This is a genomic window from Tenacibaculum sp. TB-56 (assembly GCF_059716275.2).
This window is the reverse complement of the sequence record NZ_CM201367.1, coordinates 1,904,599-1,928,788: the sequence shown is the minus strand read 5'-3', so window position 1 is coordinate 1,928,788 and position 24,190 is coordinate 1,904,599. Positions and strand designations below refer to the sequence as shown.

The 24,190-nt window shown below is 31.9% G+C and carries 22 protein-coding genes; 10 read left to right on the top strand and 12 right to left on the bottom strand.

Going from position 1 to position 24,190, the window contains the following annotated elements; all coding sequences use genetic code 11:
* Positions 1-26: 26 nt before the first annotated feature.
* From hpf to AC3VI6_RS09295, 8 genes are all read right to left on the bottom strand, one after another.
* Positions 27-332 carry a ribosome hibernation-promoting factor, HPF/YfiA family gene (gene hpf, locus AC3VI6_RS09330; protein WP_435254415.1) on the bottom strand — a complete coding sequence of 102 codons (306 nt, stop codon included), beginning with the start codon at positions 330-332 and terminating at the stop codon, positions 27-29.
* A gap of 14 nt (positions 333-346) precedes the next feature.
* A complete protein-coding gene (locus AC3VI6_RS09325) occupies positions 347-1,234 on the bottom strand; it encodes a tyrosine-type recombinase/integrase (RefSeq protein WP_497705967.1) in 888 nt (295 codons plus the stop codon).
* Positions 1,235-1,319: 85 nt separating this feature from the next.
* Positions 1,320-1,517: a 30S ribosomal protein S21 gene (gene rpsU, locus AC3VI6_RS09320; RefSeq protein WP_274633612.1), complete on the bottom strand. Its 198-nt coding sequence runs from the start codon at positions 1,515-1,517 to the stop codon at positions 1,320-1,322.
* Positions 1,518-1,894: 377 nt separating this feature from the next.
* Positions 1,895-3,061 carry an acyl-CoA dehydrogenase family protein gene (locus tag AC3VI6_RS09315; protein WP_497705966.1) on the bottom strand — a complete coding sequence of 389 codons (1,167 nt, stop codon included), beginning with the start codon at positions 3,059-3,061 and terminating at the stop codon, positions 1,895-1,897.
* Positions 3,062-3,086: 25 nt separating this feature from the next.
* Positions 3,087-3,986 carry a ComEA family DNA-binding protein gene (locus AC3VI6_RS09310; RefSeq protein ID WP_497705965.1) on the bottom strand — a complete coding sequence of 300 codons (900 nt, stop codon included), beginning with the start codon at positions 3,984-3,986 and terminating at the stop codon, positions 3,087-3,089.
* A 13-nt stretch (positions 3,987-3,999) separates the two neighbouring features.
* A complete protein-coding gene (locus tag AC3VI6_RS09305) occupies positions 4,000-5,691 on the bottom strand; it encodes an alanine/glycine:cation symporter family protein (protein WP_497705964.1) in 1,692 nt (563 codons plus the stop codon).
* 313 nt (positions 5,692-6,004) lie between these two features.
* Complete coding sequence (locus AC3VI6_RS09300; protein WP_274633608.1) at positions 6,005-7,009, bottom strand: potassium channel family protein; 1,005 nt, start codon at positions 7,007-7,009, stop codon at positions 6,005-6,007.
* A complete protein-coding gene (locus AC3VI6_RS09295) occupies positions 7,006-7,233 on the bottom strand; it encodes a PspC family transcriptional regulator (protein WP_099214064.1) in 228 nt (75 codons plus the stop codon). Before AC3VI6_RS09295 ends, AC3VI6_RS09300 begins: the two co-directional genes overlap by 4 nt.
* Before the next feature lie 113 nt (positions 7,234-7,346).
* On the opposite strand from AC3VI6_RS09295, the gene uvrA reads away from it, so the two are divergent.
* The 5 genes from uvrA to AC3VI6_RS09270 all read left to right on the top strand — a co-directional run bounded on the left by uvrA (position 7,347) and on the right by AC3VI6_RS09270 (position 17,327).
* On the top strand, positions 7,347-10,169 hold the full coding sequence (gene uvrA / locus AC3VI6_RS09290) for an excinuclease ABC subunit UvrA (protein WP_497705963.1): 2,823 nt from the start codon (positions 7,347-7,349) through the stop codon (positions 10,167-10,169).
* Positions 10,170-10,180: 11 nt separating this feature from the next.
* Positions 10,181-11,014, top strand: coding sequence for an alpha/beta hydrolase (locus AC3VI6_RS09285; RefSeq protein ID WP_497705962.1), 834 nt, complete (start codon positions 10,181-10,183; stop codon positions 11,012-11,014).
* Between the two features lie 155 nt (positions 11,015-11,169).
* Positions 11,170-11,880: an LOG family protein gene (locus AC3VI6_RS09280; protein ID WP_497706584.1), complete on the top strand. Its 711-nt coding sequence runs from the start codon at positions 11,170-11,172 to the stop codon at positions 11,878-11,880.
* A 92-nt stretch (positions 11,881-11,972) separates the two neighbouring features.
* Entirely contained in the window at positions 11,973-14,756 is a 2,784-nt protein-coding gene (locus AC3VI6_RS09275; protein WP_497705961.1) for a gluzincin family metallopeptidase, read from the top strand.
* 117 nt (positions 14,757-14,873) lie between these two features.
* On the top strand, positions 14,874-17,327 hold the full coding sequence (locus tag AC3VI6_RS09270; RefSeq protein ID WP_497705960.1) for an alpha-ketoacid dehydrogenase subunit alpha/beta: 2,454 nt from the start codon (positions 14,874-14,876) through the stop codon (positions 17,325-17,327).
* Positions 17,328-17,389: 62 nt separating this feature from the next.
* Here the strand turns inward: AC3VI6_RS09270 and AC3VI6_RS09265 are convergent, their stop codons facing one another.
* Positions 17,390-18,661: a DUF2851 family protein gene (locus tag AC3VI6_RS09265; protein WP_497705959.1), complete on the bottom strand. Its 1,272-nt coding sequence runs from the start codon at positions 18,659-18,661 to the stop codon at positions 17,390-17,392.
* Between the two features lie 123 nt (positions 18,662-18,784).
* Here AC3VI6_RS09265 and AC3VI6_RS09260 point away from each other — a divergent pair, with 123 nt between their 5' ends.
* From AC3VI6_RS09260 to AC3VI6_RS09245, 4 genes are all read left to right on the top strand, one after another.
* Positions 18,785-19,417: an NAD(P)H-dependent oxidoreductase gene (locus AC3VI6_RS09260; protein WP_435254402.1), complete on the top strand. Its 633-nt coding sequence runs from the start codon at positions 18,785-18,787 to the stop codon at positions 19,415-19,417.
* A gap of 63 nt (positions 19,418-19,480) precedes the next feature.
* Positions 19,481-20,926 (top strand): sodium:solute symporter, encoded by a 1,446-nt coding sequence (locus AC3VI6_RS09255; protein ID WP_497705958.1) that lies wholly within the window; start codon positions 19,481-19,483, stop codon positions 20,924-20,926.
* Between the two features lie 20 nt (positions 20,927-20,946).
* Entirely contained in the window at positions 20,947-21,402 is a 456-nt protein-coding gene (locus AC3VI6_RS09250) for a YciI family protein (protein WP_497705957.1), read from the top strand.
* A 1-nt stretch (position 21,403) separates the two neighbouring features.
* Positions 21,404-21,562 (top strand): hypothetical protein, encoded by a 159-nt coding sequence (locus AC3VI6_RS09245; protein WP_274633599.1) that lies wholly within the window; start codon positions 21,404-21,406, stop codon positions 21,560-21,562.
* Between the two features lie 331 nt (positions 21,563-21,893).
* Here AC3VI6_RS09245 and AC3VI6_RS09240 read toward each other — a convergent pair whose 3' ends face one another.
* Complete coding sequence (locus AC3VI6_RS09240) at positions 21,894-22,517, bottom strand: LysE family translocator (protein WP_497705956.1); 624 nt, start codon at positions 22,515-22,517, stop codon at positions 21,894-21,896.
* A 109-nt stretch (positions 22,518-22,626) separates the two neighbouring features.
* Here AC3VI6_RS09240 and AC3VI6_RS09235 point away from each other — a divergent pair, with 109 nt between their 5' ends.
* Positions 22,627-23,520 (top strand): LysR family transcriptional regulator, encoded by an 894-nt coding sequence (locus AC3VI6_RS09235; RefSeq protein WP_274633597.1) that lies wholly within the window; start codon positions 22,627-22,629, stop codon positions 23,518-23,520.
* Between the two features lie 52 nt (positions 23,521-23,572).
* Here AC3VI6_RS09235 and AC3VI6_RS09230 read toward each other — a convergent pair whose 3' ends face one another.
* Both AC3VI6_RS09230 and AC3VI6_RS09225 read right to left on the bottom strand, forming a co-directional pair.
* On the bottom strand, positions 23,573-23,830 hold the full coding sequence (locus tag AC3VI6_RS09230) for a DUF6952 family protein (protein WP_028892839.1): 258 nt from the start codon (positions 23,828-23,830) through the stop codon (positions 23,573-23,575).
* A gap of 2 nt (positions 23,831-23,832) precedes the next feature.
* Complete coding sequence (locus tag AC3VI6_RS09225; RefSeq protein ID WP_497705955.1) at positions 23,833-24,141, bottom strand: thioredoxin family protein; 309 nt, start codon at positions 24,139-24,141, stop codon at positions 23,833-23,835.
* Between the last annotated feature and the right edge of the window lie 49 nt (positions 24,142-24,190).

Genomic DNA, 24,190 nt, shown 5'->3' with positions numbered 1-24,190 from the left:
TTTTTTAATTATTTTTTATTGTTTTTTTACACAAGAGCATCTTTCTTTTTTTCTTTAGACTTTTGCAACTGTCTTTTTAATGATTCTACCGACATACTAACTCCTTCTTCAAAAGTTTTGCATTGCTTTTTCACCATTAACTCATCTCCTGGTATATTGATTTTCACCTCTGTAATTTTATTCTCTTTTTCACTCGTTTTTTGCACTTTTAAAAATACTTCTGCATCAACGATCTTATCATGAAACCTTTCTAATCCTCCTACTTTTTTCTCAATGTAATCTATTAACTTTTTGTCTGCTGAGAAATTTACTGATTGCGTGAATACCTTCATAATTCTTCGATCTTTTAGGTTGACTCTCTAGGATGAGCCTTATTATACACTTTTTTTATTTGTTCCAAGCTATTATGCGTATATACTTGGGTAGAGGCTAAACTTGAATGCCCTAGTAATTCTTTAACCGAATTTAACGACGCACCGTTATTTAGTAAATGCGTTGCAAAAGCGTGCCTTAAAATATGAGGGCTTTTTTTTGCTTTTGTCGACACCCTACTAAAGTACAAATTTATTATTCGGTAAACAAGAGTTTCATAAATTTTAACTCCCTTTTTGGTCACAAAAAGCGCTTCTTCATTTTCTATTTCATACACTTTTTTTTCAGACAAATATTTCTCTAACGTTTTATATACTGATGGCAAGATTGTTACATATCGTTCTTTATTCCTTTTTCCTAAAACTTTAATTGCTTTTTTAGAATGATCTACATCTTTCTCTTTAACATTTATTAACTCTATTCTTCTCATTCCTGTTGAATACAATAATTCAACAATTAATCGATCTCTTATAGATTCAAAATCGGAAGCTTCATTTAACAACTTCAACACCTCTTCTACTTCATTTTGATCGAATGGTGTTTGAATTTTCTTTTGAACTTTTAACGCTTTATGACTCGCTAACGGATTCGTTGTTACTTCACCTATTTTTTGCAAAAACTTATAAAAGGTCTTTAGTGAACTTACCTTTCTATTTACACTTCTATTAGATACACCACTATTCACCAAACTAACAATCCATGTTCGTATTTGGTTATAATGTATGTTTTCTAAATCTTCTTGATCGAATTCAACCGCACAAAAATCTTTAAATGCAATCAAATCTGTTTTGTATGCTTGTATAGTATGTTTCGAATAGTTTTTCTCAAACGCTAAGTATTCTAAAAAAGCTTCAATAAGCATATATCTTTCTTTTTATTAAAATGAAGGTACAAAAAAAACCTGTATTGAGATCAACACAGGTTTTTATACTTTATAAGAATGACTACTATCCTACTTCTTCTTGAGTTCTTAACTTCTGAACGTAAGATGCTTTAATCATTTGAGCACGTTTAGCTACAGATGGCTTTGTAAATTGCTTTCTGTTACGTAATTGCTTCATCGTTTTTGTACGATCAAATTTACGCTTATAACGTTTTAACGCTCTATCGATATTCTCTCCTTCTTTAACTGGAATGATTAACATGTTTTTGCACCTCCTTTCATTGTAGTTTTCTATATTTTAAAATCTTTTGATAAAACACAGTATATCAGAAGATTATATTGTTTTTAATTTATTTGGACGGCAAAGATACAAAGTATTGATTTAAAACCAACTATTTTTAAACTTCTTTTCATAAAAAAATCCTGTTATCAAAAACAGGATTCTTATTTAGTATTATTTAACCAACTTAGGTTGCTGGCTTGTATTCTTTTTTGTCTATTACCATTTTTGCTATGCGAGAACGCATTTTCACAAAAATGATAATCAACAATATTACGTAGCTGGCTTATATTCTTTTTTGTCTATTACCATTTTTGCAATGCGAGGACGCATTTTCGCAAAAATGATAATCAACAACATTACGTAGCTGGCTTATATTCTTTCTTATCTATTACCATTTTTGCGATAATCTCTTTTAAGATTTCAGAAGTTCCTCCACCAATTGGTCCTAAACGGCTATCGCGAAGTAAACGTGCCATAGGATATTCTTCCATATAACCGTAACCTCCTAACAATTGCAATGCATCGTAAATTACCTCATCTGCCATTTTAGTTGACAATAATTTACTCATACTCGCTTCTTTCACCACATAAACACCATCGTTTAATCTTTTTGCAATAGAGTAATTATATTCTTTACACATATCTACTCTACTTGCCATTTCAGCAACTTTATGACGTAAGGCTTGGAATTGATCTAATGTTTTTCCAAATGCTTGACGCTCACTCATATATTGCACAGCGTAATCAACAGCGTATTCTGCACGTGCGTGCGCGTTAATCCCCATAATTAATCTTTCTAAAGCAAAGTGTTGCATGATATACGGAAATCCTTTTCCTTCTTCACCCATTAAGTTTTCAGCAGGAATTACCACGTTATCAAAAGCGATTTCAGCGGTATCAGAAGCTCTCCATCCTAATTTATCTAATTTAGTTGATGAAATTCCTGGAGTATCTCTATCAACCATAAAAATACTCATTCCTCTATGTTTATCTTCAGGATTTGTTTTGGCAGCTACTACTAAATAATCAGAATACACTCCATTTGTAATAAATGTTTTTGAACCATTAATTACATAAGTGTCTCCTTTTTTAATTGCCGTAGTTCGCATTCCAGCCACATCACTTCCACCAAAAGGTTCAGTAATACATAAACATCCTATTTTATCTCCTTCGATACTTGGTGTTAAGTATTCTCTTTTAATACGATCGTCTCCTTCTTTATTTACGTGTGTCATTGCTAAATAAGCATGTGCCCACATGTTAGCAGCGAATCCGCCTGAATTCACTTTTTGTAATTCTTCTAAAAAGATTACTGTATAAAAAAGGTCTAAACCTAATCCTCCGTATTCTTCTGGTTGATTTAAACCAAAGTATCCCATTTCACCGAATTTCTTCCAGATAAAACGTTCAACAGTTCCTTCTTTTTCCCATTTATCTATATGCGGAACAACCTCTTTTTGTAAAAAATCTTTAAAACTTTGACGAAAAGACTCGTGCTCTTCAGTAAAATACATACTGTTCATTCGTTCTCTAATTGTTTGTTGTTTGTTATTTTGCTTCCAAATATATAACTATTCTATCGTATTTGTCTAGTGGAAAATCTTTAATATTTCTTAATTCTGAAATATTTTGAAGCTCAGCCACCTCATCTCTATACTCAAAAATCTTTTTACATAGTTCATAATCTATATATGGATTTTTCAGTACCTCCTTAAAAGTAGCTGTGTTTACATTTACTTTTGCTATAATTGGTTTATCTACAATTTTGAATGTTTCTAGAACCTCGTTAGCAGTTTCTTTACTCAACCCCCAAACTTCATACAATTGAGACGGAAGCGAATATCCTTGTAATTTATTTCGGTATTTTATAATTCTTGTAGCAAGCACTTCTCCTACTCCACTTACAGTTTCAAAATCTTGTTGCGTAGCTTTATTAATATCGTTCGTAGAAATTTTATATACCTTATTATATATAGGTTTTTCGAATGAACTCGTTTCGGCAGTTTTGTTTTTCTTTTGATTTTCTCTTTTGACTACCCAATCTGGGAATTTAAAATATGGAGATATTGCAGCCAACAAACTATCTGATACTTTGGTTATTTGTTGAAATTCGGATACGGAGTTTACAAACTTGTTTTGTTTTCTGTAAGTATGAAGTCTATCAATTTCTTCTGTGGTCATTCCTAATTGATATCCTTTGAAGTCTGTTATATAATTTGGATTAAATAGAAACAACTTCGGTTTCCTGTTTTCTAGCTCTATTTGCTTTAAACTATCTATTTGGTATTGAAAAGCTATTAATTCATCTGTTGTAGTGTTTTGCTCATCTTCCGAAGAAAAATCAACAAAAGCATAAATGAATTGTAAGACGACAATTACCGCCAACAAAAAGAAAACCCCATTTCGTTGGCGTTTGTTATACCAGAAAAGGGGTTTAAATATTTTCATTTTTTTTTAGTTTTTAATCTTCAATTGCTTCCTTTTTTAGGTTAATAGCATCCATATACCTTTTTAATTGCTTTTTAACCACTGGCATTAACAAGTATAAACCTACCATATTTGGGAACACCATTGCAAAAATCATTGCATCTGAGAAATCCCAAATAGATTTCATACTAGCCGCAGCACCAATTACCACGAAAGTTAAGAATAAAAATTTATATGTTAAATCCGCTTTTTTTCCTCTACCAAATAAAAACTTCCAAGACTGTAACCCGTAGTAAGACCATGAAATCATCGTTGATACTGCAAATAACACTACTGCAACAGTTAAAAATACATTTGAATAAGGTATATATGCTGCAAATGCTTTTGATGTAATTCCTGCTCCTTCATACGCAACACCATCAATAAATACAGATCCAGAACCATCTCCTCCGTATTCGAATGCTCCTCCGAAGTTAAACATGATGATTACTAAAGCTGTCATTGTACAAATTAATACCGTATCAATAAATGGCTCTAATAAGGCTACTAAACCTTCAGAAGCTGAATATTTTGTTTTTACTGCTGAATGCGCAATTGATGCAGAACCTGCTCCTGCCTCATTTGAGAACGCTGCTCTTTGAAATCCTACCAATAAAACCCCTATTACACTTCCTACTCCTATCGCTGTTGGGTTAAATGCTTCTGTAAGAATTAAAGAAATAGCATCATCAATTAAAGAAAAGTTACTAAAAATAATATACAAACATGCTAATACGTAAAGTACCGCCATAAACGGAACTACTTTTTCAGTAACCGAAGCAATTCTTTTAATTCCTCCAATAATGATAACTCCTACTAAAGCTGCCAACACTAAACCTATTATAGCTCCTGCTGCTGTACTTTCTAACCCCAACAACTCTTTAATTACAATTGTTGCTTGATTAGATTGTGCTGCGTTACCACCACCAAAAGAACCTCCAATACAGAACACCGCAAATGCAGCTGCTGCAATTTTACCTAAGGTTGCATATCCTTTTTCTTTTAATCCTTTTGATAAGTAATACATAGGACCTCCATATACTGTACCGTCCTTCCCTACATCACGATAGTGAACTCCTAAAGTACATTCAACAAATTTTGTTGACATACCTAATAACCCACAAACAATCATCCAAAAAGTTGCTCCTGAACCTCCTAAAGCAATTGCCAATGCAACCCCTGCAATATTACCATTACCTACTGTACCCGAAACAGCTGTTGCCAATGCTTGGAAATGCGACACTTCTCCTTCATGACTCTCATCTCTTATAGTATCTTTTATATCTCCGTCAATTGCTAAATCGCTATGTAGATTTTCGATATTATCTATATGCTCTTCAATATCATCTACATTGTTCATATCTACTCCTTGTGCAATTCCTTCTTCTCCATATAGTAGTTGCGCTCCGTGTTTTTCTATGTCTTCATATTTTCCTCTAACAACATTAATTGCTGTAAAAAAGTGACGAATGTTAGGAAACCCAAAATAAACTGTAAAAAAAGCGGCACTTGCCACTAACAAAATCAATACAAAAGGTGTATCGAAAACTGTAAAGAAAATTACACTGCTAAAAAAATCTGAAATAGGTTTGAAAAACTCATCTATTTGTTGATCTATACCTTTTTCTTGTGCAAATGTGAACACCGGCGTTAATAAAAACAGCAATGCAAGTAATCTTTTATTCATAATGTAAGAATTAGTTTTTTTGATTTAGTGCTCGCAATATCATAAAAAAATGAACTTACAACAAGTTTTAATCGTTAAATATGAAGATAAGATTAGTTTTTCTTTAAATTTTTGTAAAACCCTACTTAAACCACTAATCGTGTATTGGCTTTATTTTGAAGATATCCTCAGCTTTACTGGTTTTAAAACTTTTATAGAAAAGCAACATAAACCTTAAGGAGACTAGGTTTTTTTGAAAATGAAAAAGAATGTACTTTTATTTAGTTTTTTACAACTATTTTGATAGACAACTTAAAAAATCATTCATCTCTTTTTAAAATAGCTTTCTTAAAGTATTTATTTGTTCTGGTCGCCCTAAAACAATAAGATTTCCTCCTGCTTCTAGCTTTACTTCTGCTTCAGGATTTATAATATACTCCTTACTTGGTGTGCGGTAACCGATAACGGTACATCCGGTCTTTTTACGAAGATCTAAATCTAAAATTGTTTTATCTAAGTATTTTTCTGGCAAATCATTAATAGCTACTTCTTCTAAGTTTGCTGTAGTTTCTCCTTCAATAGTTAATCTATCTACAAACTCAATTACATCTGGAGTTACTACTAAAGATGCCATATGCGAGCCTCCCAACTTATCGGGCATAATCACATTATCAGCCCCTGCAATTTTTAACTTATTGTAAGACGTTTCTTTCGAAGCTCTACTTATAATTTTACAATCTTTATTTAACTGTTTTGCTGTTAATACTACAAATAAATTATCGGCATCTGAAGGTAATGCTGTAATTAAATTATCGGCATTCATTATACCCGCTCTCAATAAAGTTTCGTCAAGCGTAGCATCTCCTTCAATTGTTAACACCCCTTTTTCATCTAACTGTTTAACGATTCCTTCATACTTTTCAACCACAACTATTTGTTTTTTATAACTTTTTAATTTCGAAATAGCTTGTCTTCCATTTCTCCCATAACCACAAACAATAGTGTGTCCTTGTAATTCTTCTATTTTTTTTTGCACTTTTTTTACTTTTATTTGATGAAAAAATTGCCCACTGATTAAATATTCTGAAAACGATGAAACTGCATAACCAATGACAAATAAACTCGATATTATTAAACCTATGGTAAAGAGTTTTTCTCCTACTCCGAACGGATGCACTTCTCCGAATCCGATGGTACTTATTGTAATAGTAGTCATGTAAAGTGCATCGACAAACGAATATCCAAAAAGCAGGATATACCCCAACACACCAAGCGCCACTATTGACGAGGAAAGAATAATTGCTCTATATAACCTTGATTGAAATACGGTGTTTGTCATAAATCAAAAACGGAAGTTCTTTTGGTGTAAATCATATCTTTTAAACGCAATAAAAACGCCATGGTTAAGTACAACCCGAATGACAAACCTACAGTAACAAATGATATATAAATAAAAAATAAACGAACATTAGTAGCTCGCATACCTAAACGGTCTGCAAATCGTGAAGATACATTGAATCCGTGTCGTTCAAAAAAATGTCGTACAGAATGGATAAATTTCATTTATTAATTAAGTTTTATTCGCAATATACTATTTTCAGTTTATTTGTTGATAATCGCTGCTTCAAAATAAATTTGGTTTTGGTAACTTTGCTGTTTTTGGTAAAACCCTCACTTTGAAAGAACAAGAATACATAGAAGTTTACGGAGCTCGAGCTCATAATTTAAAGAATATTGATGTTAAAATTCCTCGTGAAAAACTAGTTGTAATTACTGGCTTAAGTGGTAGCGGGAAATCTTCTTTAGCTTTCGACACCATTTATGCTGAAGGACAACGTCGATATATCGAAACATTTTCTGCCTATGCACGTCAGTTTTTAGGGGGATTAGAGCGTCCTGATGTTGATAAAATAGATGGTTTATCTCCCGTAATTTCTATTGAACAAAAGACGACTAATAAAAGTCCACGTTCTACTGTAGGTACCATTACTGAAATTTACGATTTCCTGCGTTTATTATTTTCTCGTGCAGCAGATGCTTACTCATACAATACAGGAGAGAAGATGGTAAGTTATTCTGACGAGCAGATCAAAGAATTGATTTTAAAAGATTTTGATGGAAAACGCATTGCAATTCTTGCTCCTTTAATCAAATCTAGAAAAGGGCATTATCGTGAGTTGTTCGAGCAAATTTCTAAACAAGGATTTGTACGTGTACGTGTCGATGGAGAAATTAGAGAGATTGAAAAAGGCATGAAACTCGATCGTTATAAAACCCACGATATTGAAGTAGTTATTGATCGTTTGGTTGTAAATGACACTGCTGAAAAACGCCTAGAAGAAACTATTAAAACAGCTTTATATACAGGTGATAACATCTTAATGGTAATTGATGTTGATGATGAAAAACCGCGTTATTTCAGTCGAGAATTAATGTGCCCTACTACAGGAATTGCTTATCCAAACCCTGAGCCCAATACTTTTTCTTTCAATTCTCCTAAAGGGGCTTGTACACACTGTAACGGATTGGGTATTACTAATGAAATAAACAATCAAAAAGTAATTCCTGACGACAGTATTTCTATTAAAAACGGAGGAATTGTTCCGCTAGGAGAACAAAAAAATAGCTGGATTTTTAAACAGCTTCAAACTATCGCTGAACGTTATAATTTCAAATTAACCGATCCTATAAAAAGCATTCCAAAAGAAGCTATGGAAGTTATTTTACATGGTGGAAAGGAAAAATTTGAAATTCAGTCAAAAGCTGCTGGAGTTACTAGAAACTACGAGATCGACTTTGAAGGCATCATCGCTTTTATTGAAAATCAATATAACAATTCTGAAAGTACTTCTATCAAACGTTGGGCTAAAGATTTTATGGATGAAGTTACTTGTTCTGTATGTGAAGGAAAACGTTTGAAGAAAGAAGCCCTTCATTTTAAAATCACTGATAAAAACATCAGCGATTTAGCTCATATGGATGTACTGGAATTAGCTAGCTGGTTTCAAAAAGTTGATAAAGAACTTTCAGAAAAGCAACTAACAATTGCCGCTGAAATTTTAAAAGAAATCCGTACACGAATTCAATTTTTATTAGATGTTGGTTTGGATTATTTGACTTTGGACAGAACATCAAAGTCACTTTCAGGTGGCGAAGCACAACGTATTCGATTAGCAACACAAATTGGTTCTCAATTAGTCGGGGTGCTTTATATTTTAGATGAACCAAGTATTGGTTTACATCAACGCGACAATCAGAAATTAATCGATTCTTTAATTAAACTTCGTGATGTTGGAAACTCTGTTTTAGTAGTCGAACACGATGAAGACATGATTAAAAATGCTGATTTTGTCTTAGATATCGGTCCAGGTGCAGGACGACATGGTGGTGAAATTGTAAGTGAAGGTACTTTTGAAGATTTAAAAAGTCACGATACACTTACAGCAGATTACCTATCTAAAAGAAAAGAAATAAAGGTTCCCAAAAAACGTCGTGAAGGGAACGGAAATAGTATTAAACTATCAGGAGCTTCAGGGAACAATTTAAAAAATATTTCGGTTGAATTCCCTTTAGGAAAAATGATTTGTGTCACAGGTGTTTCGGGGAGTGGAAAATCTACTTTAATTAACGAAACCCTCTACCCTATTTTAAATTCTCATATTTATAGAGCGGTAAAAAAGCCGATGCCTTACAAGAAAATCGAAGGTTTAGAGCATATTGATAAAGTAATTGATATTGACCAATCTCCTATTGGTAGAACTCCACGTTCAAACCCTGCTACCTATACAGGTGTGTTTAGCGAAATTAGAAGCTTATTTGCTAAAACTCCCGAAGCATCTATTCGAGGTTATAAACCAGGTAGATTCAGTTTCAATGTAAAAGGTGGTCGTTGTGAAACTTGTCAAGGAGGCGGTGTTCGTGTAATAGAAATGAATTTCTTACCCGATGTTCATGTAGAATGTGAAACCTGTCAAGGAAAGCGTTTTAATAGAGAAACCTTAGAAATCCGTTACAAAGGAAAATCAATTTCTGATGTATTAGATATGACTATTAATGAAGCTACCGAATTTTTTGAACACATTCCTAAAATACACCGTAAGTTAAAAACAATTAAAGATGTTGGTTTAGGATATATCACACTAGGACAACAATCTACCACACTTTCAGGTGGTGAAGCGCAACGTATTAAATTAGCTTCAGAATTATCAAAAAGAGATACCGGAAACACCTTTTATATTTTAGATGAACCAACTACTGGATTACACTTTGAAGATATCCGCGTTTTAATGGAAGTACTAAACAAATTAGCCAACAAAGGAAATACTGTATTAATTATTGAGCATAATTTAGATGTAATTAAACTTGCCGATTATATTATTGACATTGGTATGGAAGGTGGGAAAAAAGGTGGAAAAGTACTGACTTCGGGAACTCCAGAAGAAGTTGCTAAACACAAAACAAGTTATACTGCTAAATTTTTGAAGAAAGAACTAAACTAAAAACCCTAGCTATGATGAAGAATTATTTTTACATTCTAATACTGTTTACCTCAATTGCATGTAACACTAAAAAACAAGAGGTCAAATCAGAAAGTGAAAAAGAGCAAATTTCTATTGGTGAAGTAGCAACCTTACACTCTTCTATTTTAAATGAAGACAGGAATCTAAACATTTATTTACCTCATGGTTATCATCCTGATTCAACTAGAAACTATAATACTATTTATTTGTTAGACGGCTCTAAAGAAGAGGATTTTAAACACATTGCTGGACTGGTTCAGTTTATGCAATTATCAACTCAAATGCAACCCACCATTGTTGTAGGTGTTGGAAATATTGATAGAAATAGAGATTTTACACACCCTAGTAAAGATAGTTTAGATACTAAAGATTTTCCTACCCATGGAGGCTCAGAGAAATTCATTCGTTTTTTAAAGGAAGAAGCACAACCATACATCAATAAAAACTATAAAACCAATAAGCATTCAACATTAATCGGTCAATCGTTAGGAGGTTTATTAGCTACAGAAATTTTACTAAAAAACCCAAGTATGTTTAACGATTATATCATTGTTAGTCCGTCGTTATGGTGGAACGAATACCGAATGCTAAAAAACATTGATAGCTTGTTAAACAATCAGCAGTTTTCTAATCCAAACGTGTTTTTATCTGTTGGAAAAGAGCACCCAGCAATGAATGAAATTGCCGATGATTTAGCTGAAAAGTTAACCAGCAAGAGTGACATCAACTGTATTTACAAACCAGATTATGATGAAGATCATGCAACCATACTACATCCCGCAGTACATGAAGCATTTAAAACACTTTATAAAAAAGAGCACTAAAATATATTTTTTCAAACACCACACTACAACTACCTTTTAGGTAGTTTTTTTCTTTTACCTTTTTTCTATTGTTAAAAACCGCTAAATTAGCAGGCTTGCTAAAATTTAAATTTTCAGCAAATAATTTGTTATTTAATATAAAAAGTAGAAGAATTATGACTCCGAATGATGATAGAAAAATTAGAGAAAAACTACAACAAAAAACTTGGAACGAAATAAAAACAAACGACTCTTGGGCAATTTTTAAAATTATGTCTGAGTTTGTTGATGGCTATGAAAAACTAAGTAAAATAGGACCTTGTGTATCTATTTTTGGTTCTGCCCGTACAAAAACTGATGATCCATATTATAAATTAGCCGAAGAAGTCGCCTATAAATTAACACAAAGTGGTTTTGGAGTTATTACCGGTGGTGAACCAGGTATTATGGAAGCTGGTAACAAAGGAGCTCATCGCGGTAAAGGAACTTCGGTAGGTTTAAATATCGAATTACCTTTTGAACAACATGACAACCCTTGGATTGATAGCGATAAAAACTTAGAATTCGATTACTTCTTTGTACGCAAGGTTATGTTTGTAAAATATTCACAAGGTTTTGTAGTGATGCCTGGTGGTTTTGGTACGATGGATGAACTTTTTGAAGCAATCACTCTTATTCAAACCAACAAAATTGGTCGTTTCCCAATTGTTTTAGTAGGTAAAAAATTCTGGGGCGGTTTATTAGACTGGATTAAAAACACCTTAATAGAAGAAGGAAACATTAGCGAAAAAGACCTCAACCTATTTAGAGTCGTTGACACCGCTGATGAAGCCGTAGAACACTTCAATAAATTCTATGCTAAATATCAGTTGAAACCTAATTTCTAAAAATAATTATCTTTAAAGCTCGTTGAATTCACATCGAGCTTTTTTATTTAATGCTGAAAAAAAAAATATCCCTTTTTATAACTTTTGTCTCTTTGTGCTGTGTTCATCTACTAGCGCAAGAAAACAGTATTGAAATAAAAGCAAGACTAGATGTAAATGACGATCTTATTCATATTGATCAAAAAATAATTTATTTCAACACTTCTACCTCAAATATATCTGAACTTTATCTACACAATTGGGGAAATAGTTTTACTGACAACAATACTCCTTTAGCAAAACGTTTTATTGAAGATTATAAAAATGACTTTTACTTTTCTAAAGATCAAGACAAAGGGTTTAGCTATATAAAAAACGTAACCGTTAACAATAAACGAGTTGTTTTTAAAGAGAAAAAAAAGCATCCTGATATTGTTAAAATAAACCTTGACGAAGAACTAAAACCGAACGATAGTTTAATTATAAACACTTCCTATTTTGTAAAAATTCCGAATGTTAAATACACAGGATACGGAAAAACAAAAACAGGCTATCATTTACGTTTTTGGTATGTAACTCCTGCTATTTTTGATGGAAAATGGCACCTCATGAGCAACATAAATCTAGATGATTTATACGAAAACCTTTCTAGCTATAACATCTCAATTGAAGTTCCTGAAAATCATTTTGTTGAAAGCAACTTATATCAATATAAAACTGACGGAAAAAACTCTACTGATTACTACTTAGTCGGAGCTAACAAAAAAGATATTATATTACATATAGATTCCATTAAAACATTCAAATCTTTCAAAATAAAAGATAAAGAAATAAAAACTGACGCCTATTTAAATAGTATATCAAACATGGAAACTACTCAAATTATAAACAGGCAAATACAGTTTATTGAAAGCTTTACAGGAAAACATCCGCACCCCGAAATTCTTGTTGATGCTCGTACAGTAAGCAAAAACTCATTACATGAAATTTATGGTCTTCCGAAGTGGTTAAAACCATTTCCTAACAACTTTAGATGGGAAACCGGATTTTTTAAAGCACTTGTCCAAAAATATTTTGACGATGTTATTATTCAAAATACCCGAAAAGATTATTGGTTAACTGATGGCTTACAAACCTTTTTAATGATGGAATATGTAAAGAAATATTATCCTGACGTTACTGTTTTAGGTAAATATTCTAACTACTGGCCTATTAAATCGTATAATATTTCACAGTTAAAACAAAATGATAAATACGCGCTTGTTTATCAGTTTAGTTCTCGTAAATTTTATGATCAACCTTTAACTACAGCTAGCGATTCGCTTTCTAACTTTAACAGAAAGGTAGTTAGCAAATATAAAGCAGGACTTGGATTTAAATATCTTCAAAACTTTATTGGAGACAGTATTCTAAAAAAATCTGTAAAAGAGTTCTATATAAAACATCAACTTAAACCTTCAAATAGTAGTGATTTCTCTAATATTCTTCAAAAAAACACCTCTAAAGATTTACAGTGGTTCTTTGGAGATTATATTACCACTGACAAAAAAATAGATTATAAAATAAATAACGTTTCTTTTTCTAAAAACAAAGATTCTTTATACGTTACTATTAAAAATAAAAGTGATTTCAGCGCTCCTGTGGCTTTGTATGGAATTCAAAAAAAAGACATTGAATTTAAAACTTGGGTAACCGATGTTGATTCAACCAAAACCGTAAAAATTAAAAGAGGTGATTTTAAAAAGCTAGCACTAAATTATGAAAATATCTACCCAGAATTTAATTTATTAGATAATTTCAAAAATGTAAACAACACCCTCATTAATAAACCTCTAAAGTTTCGTCTTTTTAAAGATTTTGAAAACCCTTATTATAATCAATTATTTTATTATCCTGATTTTAAATATAATTTATATGATGGATTGATATTAGGTTTTAACATCAATAACAAGTCAATCATTAATAGAAATTTTGAATTTAGCATCACTCCTAATTACAGTACAAAAAGCCAGAATTTGACAGGCTCTTTTGAAGTTTCCTACAATCACTTTCTTAAAAGCCCTAACCTATATAAAATACGTTACGGAATTGGCGGAAGTAACTTTCACTATGCCCCTGAGCTAGGGTATAACACATTCTTCCCATTTATCAATTTTCAGTTTAGAAGAAATTCACTTCGTGATATTAGTTCAAAGTCATTCACTGCACGTCTAATTAGTGTCAATAAAGAAGTTCCTTCCAGTGAAATCAAAAGTGACAAAGACAAATATAATATTTTCAACTTACGTTATATCAATAACAAGTTTGATGCAATAAAAAGCATTAGATATGCTTTAAACGCCGAATTAAACTCAAGCTTCAGTAAAATCTCAACCGACATTAGGTATAAAAAATTCTTTTCTGCTAACAAAAGCTATGAAGTTCGATTTTTTGGAGGACTCTTCTTATCAAACAAAACAGAAGGCAATTACTTTAGCTTTGGATTAAATCGCGGAAATGATTACTTGTTTGAGCAAAATTTATTTGGTCGCTCAGAAAGTGAAGGTATCTTTAGTCAGCAGTTTGTCGTTGGTCAAGGAGGTTTTAAATCTAAATTTAAAGAACCATACTTTGCTAATCAACTTATAACATCTATTAATACCAGTGTAAGCGTATGGAAGTGGGCAGAAATTTATAATGACGTTGCCATGTTAAAAAACAAAAATACCTCTCCAAAGTTTTTTTATGAAAACGGTATTCGATTAAACTTCCTTCCTGAAATATTTGAATTTTATCTTCCTATTTACACCAATGAAGGTTTTGAAATCAATAAAAGAGCCTATCCTTCAAAAATTAGATTCATCATTACAACAGATATTGATAGAATTTATAATTTTATTAGAAGGGGTGTATTATAAATATCTCAATAATTACTTTATTTTAGTTGTTTTTTTGAAGAATATTCAACAAATATTGAAATTTTTAAATATCAACTAAAAAACCTATCTTTGTAACCATACCTAAATTAGATGATTATGACGCAAAATACCGAAATAGCTAATACTCAACAGCTTTCTTTTCAAGATTTTAAAAATGAAGTTTTAAAGGACTATAGAATTGCTCGTATTAGTCGAGAATGTAGTTTATTAGGAAGAAGAGAAGTTTTAACAGGTAAAGCTAAATTTGGAATTTTTGGAGATGGTAAAGAAGTACCACAGTTAGCTATGGCTAAAGCTTTTCAAAATGGAGATTTCAGATCAGGTTATTATCGTGACCAAACCTTTATGATGGCTATTGGAGAATTAACTCCACAACAATTTTTTGCAGGATTATACGCACATACTGATATTGATATTGAGCCTATGTCTGCCGGTCGTCAAATGGGAGGACATTTTGCAACACATTCTATAGATGAAAACGGTAACTGGAAAAACTTAACCGCTCAAAAAAATTCATCATCAGATATCTCTCCTACTGCAGGACAAATGCCTCGTTTATTAGGATTGGCACAAGCATCTAAAATTTACAGAAACGTTGAAGGATTAGAAAAACACACTAATTTTTCAATCAACGGAAACGAAGTTGCTTGGGGCACCATTGGTAATGCTAGTACAAGTGAAGGATTGTTTTTTGAAACAATCAACGCAGCTGGTGTTTTACAAGTTCCAATGGTGATGAATGTTTGGGATGATGAGTACGGAATTTCAGTACACGCACGTCATCAAACTACCAAAGAAAGCATTTCTGAAATTTTAAAAGGATTCCAACGTGAAAACGAAAGTAACGGGTATGAAATCTTTGTAGTAAATGGATGGGATTATGTTCAGCTAATCGACACTTATAACAAAGCTTCTCAAATTGCAAGAGAGCAACATATTCCTGTATTAATTCATGTAAAAGAATTAACGCAACCTCAAGGACACTCTACTTCTGGTTCTCACGAACGTTACAAATCGAAAGAGCGTTTACAATGGGAGCAAGAATTTGATTGTATTGCTCAAATGCGTAAATGGATTTTAGAGTTTGAATTAGAAAATGAAGACGGAGAAACTTTAAAATTTATTGATTCTGAAGAAGATTTAATCAATATTGAAAAAGAAGCGAAAAAAGAAGTTAGTAAAGCTAAACGTGATGCTTGGAGCGCATATACAAACGAAATAAAAGCAGAAGTAGCCGAAGCTATTGCTTTGTTAGATACCATTGCACAAAAAAGTAACAACGGTTCTTTCATTTCAAAATATAAAAATGATTTAGCCGCAATTTCTGAACCAATTAGAAAAGATATTTTAGTAGCTGCTCGTAAAACGTTACGTTACTTAAGAGATGAAGATTTCACTGAAAAAACTGCACTTCAAAACTTTATTAAAACTTCAATTGATAAAGCTGCTGTAAAATATTCAGCTCATTTATTAAGTGAAACTGAATTAGCTACTGAAAATATTCCTGCCGAAGCTCCAACCTATGCTTCAGAAAAAAATATGGTAGATGCACGTATTATTATGCGTGATAACTTCGAGGCTATTTTAGCTAAACACCCTGAAGTATTAATTTTTGGTGAAGATGCTGGTTATATCGGAGATGTAAACCAAGGATTAGAAGGTTTACAAGAAAAATTTGGTGAGTTACGTGTTTCTGATACTGGAATTCGAGAAGCTACCATTTTAGGTCAAGGTATTGGAATGGCAATGCGTGGTTTACGTCCAATTGCTGAAATTCAATATTTAGATTATTTATTATATGCTTTACAAATTATGAGTGACGATTTAGCAACGCTACGTTACCGTACTTTTGGAAAACAAAAAGCTCCTTTAATTATCCGTACCCGTGGACATCGTTTAGAAGGAATTTGGCATTCAGGTTCACCAATGGGTGGAATAATAAACAACGTAAGAGGAATTCATGTATTAGTTCCTCGTAACATGACGAAAGCTGCCGGATTCTATAATACTTTATTAGAAGGTGACGATCCTGCTTTAGTAGTAGAATGTTTAAACGGATATCGTTTAAAAGAAGAATTACCAACCAACTTAGGAGATTTTAAAACTCCTATTGGTGTTGTTGAAACTATAAAAGAGGGAAGCGATATTACTATTGTTTCTTATGGTTCTACTTTACGAATTGTTGAAGAAGCTGCTAAAGATTTAGCTCAAGTGGGTATTGATGTAGAAATTGTAGATGCACAAAGTTTATTACCTTTCGACATCAATCATGATACAGTTAGATCGGTTGCTAAAACGAATCGTTTGTTAGTAGTTGACGAAGATGTTCCTGGAGGAGCTTCAGCATATCTATTACAAGAAATTGTTGAAAACCAAAACGGATACAAACATTTAGATAGCAAACCTCAAACCTTAACAGCAAAAGCACACAGACCTGCTTATGGTACTGACGGAGATTATTTCTCTAAACCTTCTGCTGAAGATATTTTTGAAAAAGTATACGAAATTATGCACGAAGCAAATCCTGCAAAATTTAAGAGTTTATACTAACACTTCGCTTTTAGATAAAAGAATATAGATGAGTCTCGTGAGTTTACATTCACGAGATTTTTTTATTTACGCAACAAGCTATTTCCTATAGCGCATTGTAAACATTTTTGCTTTGTACAATAATTGTTTTTTAACTCTAACAAAGCTTGTGTTTCAAAAGCATTTTTTGATTCAATTTTTAATTCAGAAAACTTACTAACAATAGAGTTTTTCTCTGGTTTCAACTGCTGCATTAATTGCAATAATTGTTCTTCATTTACTGCTCCTCTTTCTTGTTCATACACAAATTTTAAAGGTATAATCGTATTGATGACAAGTAAATCAATAAACGACTTTGTAAGTCTTTTAGGTGATTTTTTTGAAGTGGTTTCAAACGTATAATGTGTTTTCCAAAAATCATTCACCTCCACCGAAAACAACATATAAAAATCTTGCAAACGAGATACTTCTACTATTTGAGAAAATAAATGCTGATGCCTGAAATACAAAGCAACCAACTGAGCTATTCGAATCGTTGGAAAATTGTTCGGTCGCATTCTAAAAAATTGAAATCGGTTTTTTGTTAAAGGCTGTAACTGATGTTTATGCTGTAAGTATTTATACTCATTTTGCAGTTGTGTATAATAACCATCTTCAACTTCGTCTTCTAAAAATCCTGATTGCCCAAACAATAAAGCGGATAGTTGCTCTTCCTGAAACCGAACTTTTCGCAATACAGAAAAATCAAAAGAATTAGACATATCAAAAAAAGCTTCTCCATTTACTTTTAATCCAAAGTTTTTGGCAAGTAGTTTAAATAACACAGCTTCATAATCATTATTTGATTTCACCAACAATTCTTTGATAAAAACAGCTTTATTTTCTAATCGTTCAAAATACAGTCGTTCCAACCAATTATTCAACAAAAAAGAATCTACTTCTGCTATTTGCTTTTCACAGGGAATCCATCGTTGTTCTTTTGAAAATAATTTCTGATAATTTACCAATACTTCTTTTTGAACAAACTTTTCCAGTTCTAAAGTAGGTAAAGGAAGATTGTTTTTCATAAAAACATCAGCATCATAACTCCACACCACATGTAAAATTATCGCATCGTAATTTGTATCTTCTTCATGATGATGCGCATACCAATCAGATGATTTTAAATGAATCTCTATATTTCCAATCCATAACTGACCATCAATTTTTAATTGTGTGTTTAAAAAATCAGGACCGGTATTGGTATTATAAATTCCTGAATTAACAATCTCAATAGATTCTCCTTTGGTCGATTTTAAATCTGTTGTACTGAACAGCTTGTATTTCCACAAAAAATGTAAAAACTCTTCTTTCATAAACTTCCTTTTTCTCCATGAATTTACAAAATATTTTTATGGCATTATCAATTTTTATTATCCAAAGTATTTTATAACAATATCCTATTCAACTATTTTTGCCGAATAAGAAAATTAAACCACATGAATAGTATAGAAAATTTACAATGGCGTTATGCTGTTAAAAAATTTGACGAACATAAATTTCTTTCCGAAGAGCAAATCAATATTTTAAAAGAAGCTTTTAACTTAACTGCAACTTCATACGGGTTACAACCTGTAAAAATGGTTGTGGTAAAAAACAAAGATTTACAGCAACAATTAGTAGCACATTCTTGGAACCAACTTCAAGTTGTACAAGCTTCGCATTTATTAGTACTTTGTATTCCTAAAGAATTAACTTCTGAACACGTTGAGAGCTACTTTAAATTAGTAAAGGACACAAGAAACACACCAGACGAAATTCTAAATCCTTTTAAAGAGTTTTTAGTAAATGACATTGCTAACAAACCCAAAGAAATTCTTACCTCTTGGATGAAAAATCAGGCCTATATCGCTTTAGGAAATCTTATGACCGTAGCTGCAAACGAAAAGATTGACAGTTGCCCTATGGAAGGTTTTAACCCAGTCAAATATGATGAAATTTTAGGTTTAAATAAGCTAAACTTAAATTCGGTTTTAGTTTTACCCGTTGGTTTTAGAGCTGAAGACGATTATATGAAAGACTTAAAAAAAGTTCGAAGAAAAACCGAAGAAGTGGTTATTGAACTTTCTTAGATAATCTAAATTATGAATTACGAATGATAATTTTAGTACATTCGTAATTCATAACTTAACTACATGCAACCACTACATATACTCCTCCTTATTTTAGCTTATTTTGGTGTATTAATCCTTATTTCATACATCACTGGAAAATCAGCAAATAATCAAACATTTTTTAAAGCAAACAACTCATCTCCTTGGTATTTAGTTGCCTTCGGTATGATTGGTGCATCACTTTCTGGAGTTACTTTCATCTCTGTTCCTGGGTGGATTGAAGGTGATAAAATGAGCTATATGCAAATGGTACTTGGGTATGTATTAGGATATGCCGTGATTGGTTTAGTACTACTCCCACTCTACTACAGATTAAATCTAACTTCAATCTATACCTACTTAGAAGGTCGTTTTGGTAGATATTCTTATAAAACAGGAGCTTCTTTTTTCTTACTTTCTAGAACGATTGGAGCTTCCTTTCGATTATTTTTAGTTGCCAACGTGTTACAATTAATTTTGTTTGATGCCTATGGAGTTCCGTTTTGGATTACCGTTACCATTACGATTTTATTAATTTGGTTATATACGTTTAAAGGAGGGATAAAAACTATTGTATGGACAGACACCTTACAAACTTTATTCATGCTGATTGCTGTTGGTGTATGCATTGTGATGATAAAAGATGAAATGCAAATCGATAATCTATTTTCGTATGTTGCTAACAATGACCTATCAAAAACCTTCTTTTTTGACGATGTAAAGGCAGGAAATTACTTTTGGAAACAATTCTTTTCAGGAGCTTTCATTTCTATAGTAATGACGGGATTAGATCAAGATATGATGCAAAAAAACTTAACCTGTCGTAACTTGAAAGATGCTCAAAAAAACATGTTTTGGTTTACTATCGTATTAGTAATTGTAAACTTTTTCTTCTTAGCTCTAGGTGTATTGTTAACCGATTATGCTTCTGCTAATGAAATAAACGCACATAAAGATGAACTATTTCCAACAATAGCTATGAGTGGTGATTTAGGAATAGCCACAGCCCTATTCTTTTTATTAGGATTGATTGCCGCGGCATACTCTAGTGCTGATAGTGCTTTAACTTCACTAACTACTTCTTTTAGTATCGATATTTTAGAAATCGACAAAAAAGATAATGAGCAAGAAAAAGAAAAAACACGAAAGAAAATCCACATATTATTTTCCTTCATTTTAGTGGCTACTATTTTAATTTTTAAATATTTTATTGCTGATGAAAGTGTAATTGCTAAAATATTCCAATTTGCAGGCTATACCTATGGTTCACTATTAGGATTATATGCCTTCGGATTATTTACCAAACTAAATGTAAAAGACAAATTAGTTCCAATTATTTGTTTAATTGCTCCTGTTTTAACGTATGTAATTAGTTTTTACAGCAAAGAAAAAATGGGATTTGACTTTGGTTTCTTTGTGTTAATCTTAAACGGAGCCTTAACTTTCTTAGGTTTATTAGCAATTCATAAAAAACGTGTAATTTTATAATTCACAAAATCTTACACAATATGAAGTCTTTTTTTATACTCATAGTAGCCTTATTGTCTATCACAATACATGCTCAAAAAAACAATCCTAACTATGATGCAAAACTTGCAAAAGAATTGGGTGCAGACGACTACGGAATGAAAAGTTATGTATTTGCTGTCTTAAAAACAGGCACTAATACCTCTACTGATAAAGAACTAAAAAGTAAAGCTTTTAGGGGACATTTAGACAATATTAATAGGTTAGCTAAAGAAAATAAACTTATTGTTGCTGAACCTTTTGGCAAGAATGAAAACGCTTATCGAGGTCTTTTTATTTTTAATGTAAAAACCTTAGAAGAAGCTCAAGAACTAATAAAAACAGATCCTGCTATTGCTGAAAAATATTTAGCAGTAGATTTATACAACTGGTATGGTTCAGCTGCTTTGTCTGAATATTTAAAAACCGCAGATAAAATCTGGAAAATCAATCCTTAAAATGCCTAAGAAAGGAAAAGCTAAAAATACAGTGAACAAAGCGAAACACACGCGCTTAATGAAACAAAAGGAGAATAAACTTCGCCTAGAAAAACAACGCACTAAAGAACGTTTAAAAGCAATTATTAAAAAGGCGAATGAAGAAAAAAATGAAGAATAAACAAAAAAATTAAAGAGATTAAAGATCTTTTCGTTGCTAAAAAATCTAAAATGCACTATCGCGTTTATGAAAGTGGTTTTGGTCAAGTAGGAGACCGTTTTGTTGTGGCTATATCTGCAAAAACGGATTGGATTATGCTCAAAAAAGTGAAGAAAACAGAAACTTATTAGGTAACGATTTCAAACTTAAATTCGACGATTTATATAGTTTACTTTCTAATTACTCTGAAATTTCAGGAAAAATGCGACCAGAGCTTAGCTACACTCAAAAAAAATAAACTTTTTAACCAAATTTAAACCGGTAAGATTTAAATCTCACCGATTTTTAACTTTTACATAAACGCTATTTGCAGCCCCATTAAAACAAAAACTACTCCTGAAATCTTATTCATTCGAATCCCGATATTTTGATTTTCTTTCACCTTTTTTGAAAATGCTCCTGCAAAAGAAGTTAAAAATAAATACCAAACGGTAGTCATAAGTGCATAAGAAATCCCCATAAAAATGAACGGAACTGGATTTTCTATATGATCAGGACTAATGAACTGTGGAAAAAATGCGATAAAGAATAATGCAACTTTCGGATTTAATATATTCGTTATAAATCCTGATTTAAAATCATTTTTTGCTGAATTTTTCTTTTGCTCCTCAACGTCATTTCCTATCAAATCTTTCTTTGATAACACTTTCATCACTCCTAAATAAATTAAATAGGCAGCTCCTAAATATTTTATCAATGCAAAAAATATTGCTGACTTTGCTACAATGATTGACAAGCCTAATGCTCCGAACAAGGTATGCACTAAAGCCCCCGTATTTAAACCAAAAACAGTATAAACTCCTGATTTCCTCCCCTGACTTATCGATTTGTTAATTAAAAAAATCGTTTCCATTCCTGGTGTTAATACAAAAAGAATGGTTGCTGTAAAAAATGCTATAAAGTTCTCAATTCCCATTTCCTTTAATTTTAAAAATGAATATCAATGTTTTTTATGCAAAGCAACGGCAGTTCTGTTTATTAAAAAATACTTATTTTTGAATGATTAATGCAAAAACCGCATTAAAATGACTTTACAACAAATTCGATATTTTTTAGTACTCGCTGAAGAGTTACATTTTTGGAAAACCGCAGAAAAGGTATACGTCTCACAATCATCATTAAGTAGACAAATTCAATCGTTAGAAGAAGAATTAGGCGTTACCTTATTTGAACGCGATAAAAGAAACGTAAAATTGACCGATGCTGGTGTTTTTCTTAAGAAAAAATGGGAAGATTTATTAGATGAGTTTGACCGCACACTACAGCATGCAAAAAAAATTGAAGAAGGCTCTTCTGGATTAATTAGCATTGCCTATCCTGGGTCTATTTCTTACAACTACTTACCAGAGTTACTCAAGATATTTTCCGAAGAAAAACCTGACTTAAAGGTTGAACTTATGGAACCTACTGACATTACCCTTGAAAACTTACTGACAAGCTATCAAATAGATGTTGCTTTTAGCAGAAACACTGTTTTAAACTCTTCTATTTGTTCTGAAAGATTGTATGCTGAACCTGTTTGTCTTGTTGTTCCAAAAAACCACTGGTTAACCGCTGAGGATTTTGTAGATTTAAGAGATGTAAAAGATGAAAAGTTTATTCTTTCTGGCTTACATCATACTACTTATTTTTCGTCGTTACTTCGCAGTATTTTTAACACTTATGGTTTTGAACCACAAGCTCATATTGAATCTGATTTTGGAAGTATGATCTTAAACTTAATTTCTAGAGAGTTAGGAATTTCAATTTTGCCTTATTCTTTTCAATTTTCATTAAACTCACATGTTCGTTTTATCACGCTTCCTGAAAAAACAGAATTATTTATCAACTGGCGTAAAAACGACGATAGAAAGATTGTAAAAAATGTTATTGAATATGCTACGAATCTTGGTAAAAGATACAATCAGCAATTTATATAAAACAAAATCCCGAGCATATTGCTCGGGATTTATATTTTCTTTCGTAGTAAAACTATTGGTCAATCGAACCTAAAACACGCTTCATAAAGTTATTTAACGCTTCTTTTTTAGGTGTTCCGTCTTTAATCATTTTATCAACTTCAATTGCTCCGTACATGTTAGAGATTAATTCCCCTATCACATCTAACTCTTCATCCTTTAAAGAAGGAACTTCTGTTAAAGCTTCTAGAGTCTCAATAGTTTCTAGTACGTAATCTTGGTCATTTTCTTCAATAAAAGAAGTTAAATGTTTAATTACTGGTAATTTCATAATTAAGCTACTTCGTTTACTAAATCTTTTAACACTTCAAACTTGTTCGTTTGCGTTTGGTTTACAAACTTACCATCTACAAATGTTGCAAATGTTGGTAAGTTGCTTACATCAGCAAGTTTTCTACTTTCAGGAAACTGTTCTGCATCTGCAATAATAAAAACCATGTCTTCATTTTCTGAAGCTAACTTCTTAAATTTTGGTTTCATAATACGGCAGTTACCGCACCAAGTAGCAGAATATTGTACCACTACTTTTTTATTACCTGCAACAACTTCTGATAAATTATCTTGACTTAATTCTTGTACCATAGTCTTAAAATTTATTTTATTTCGAAAGGAGCTCGTGCTCGACCCCTTC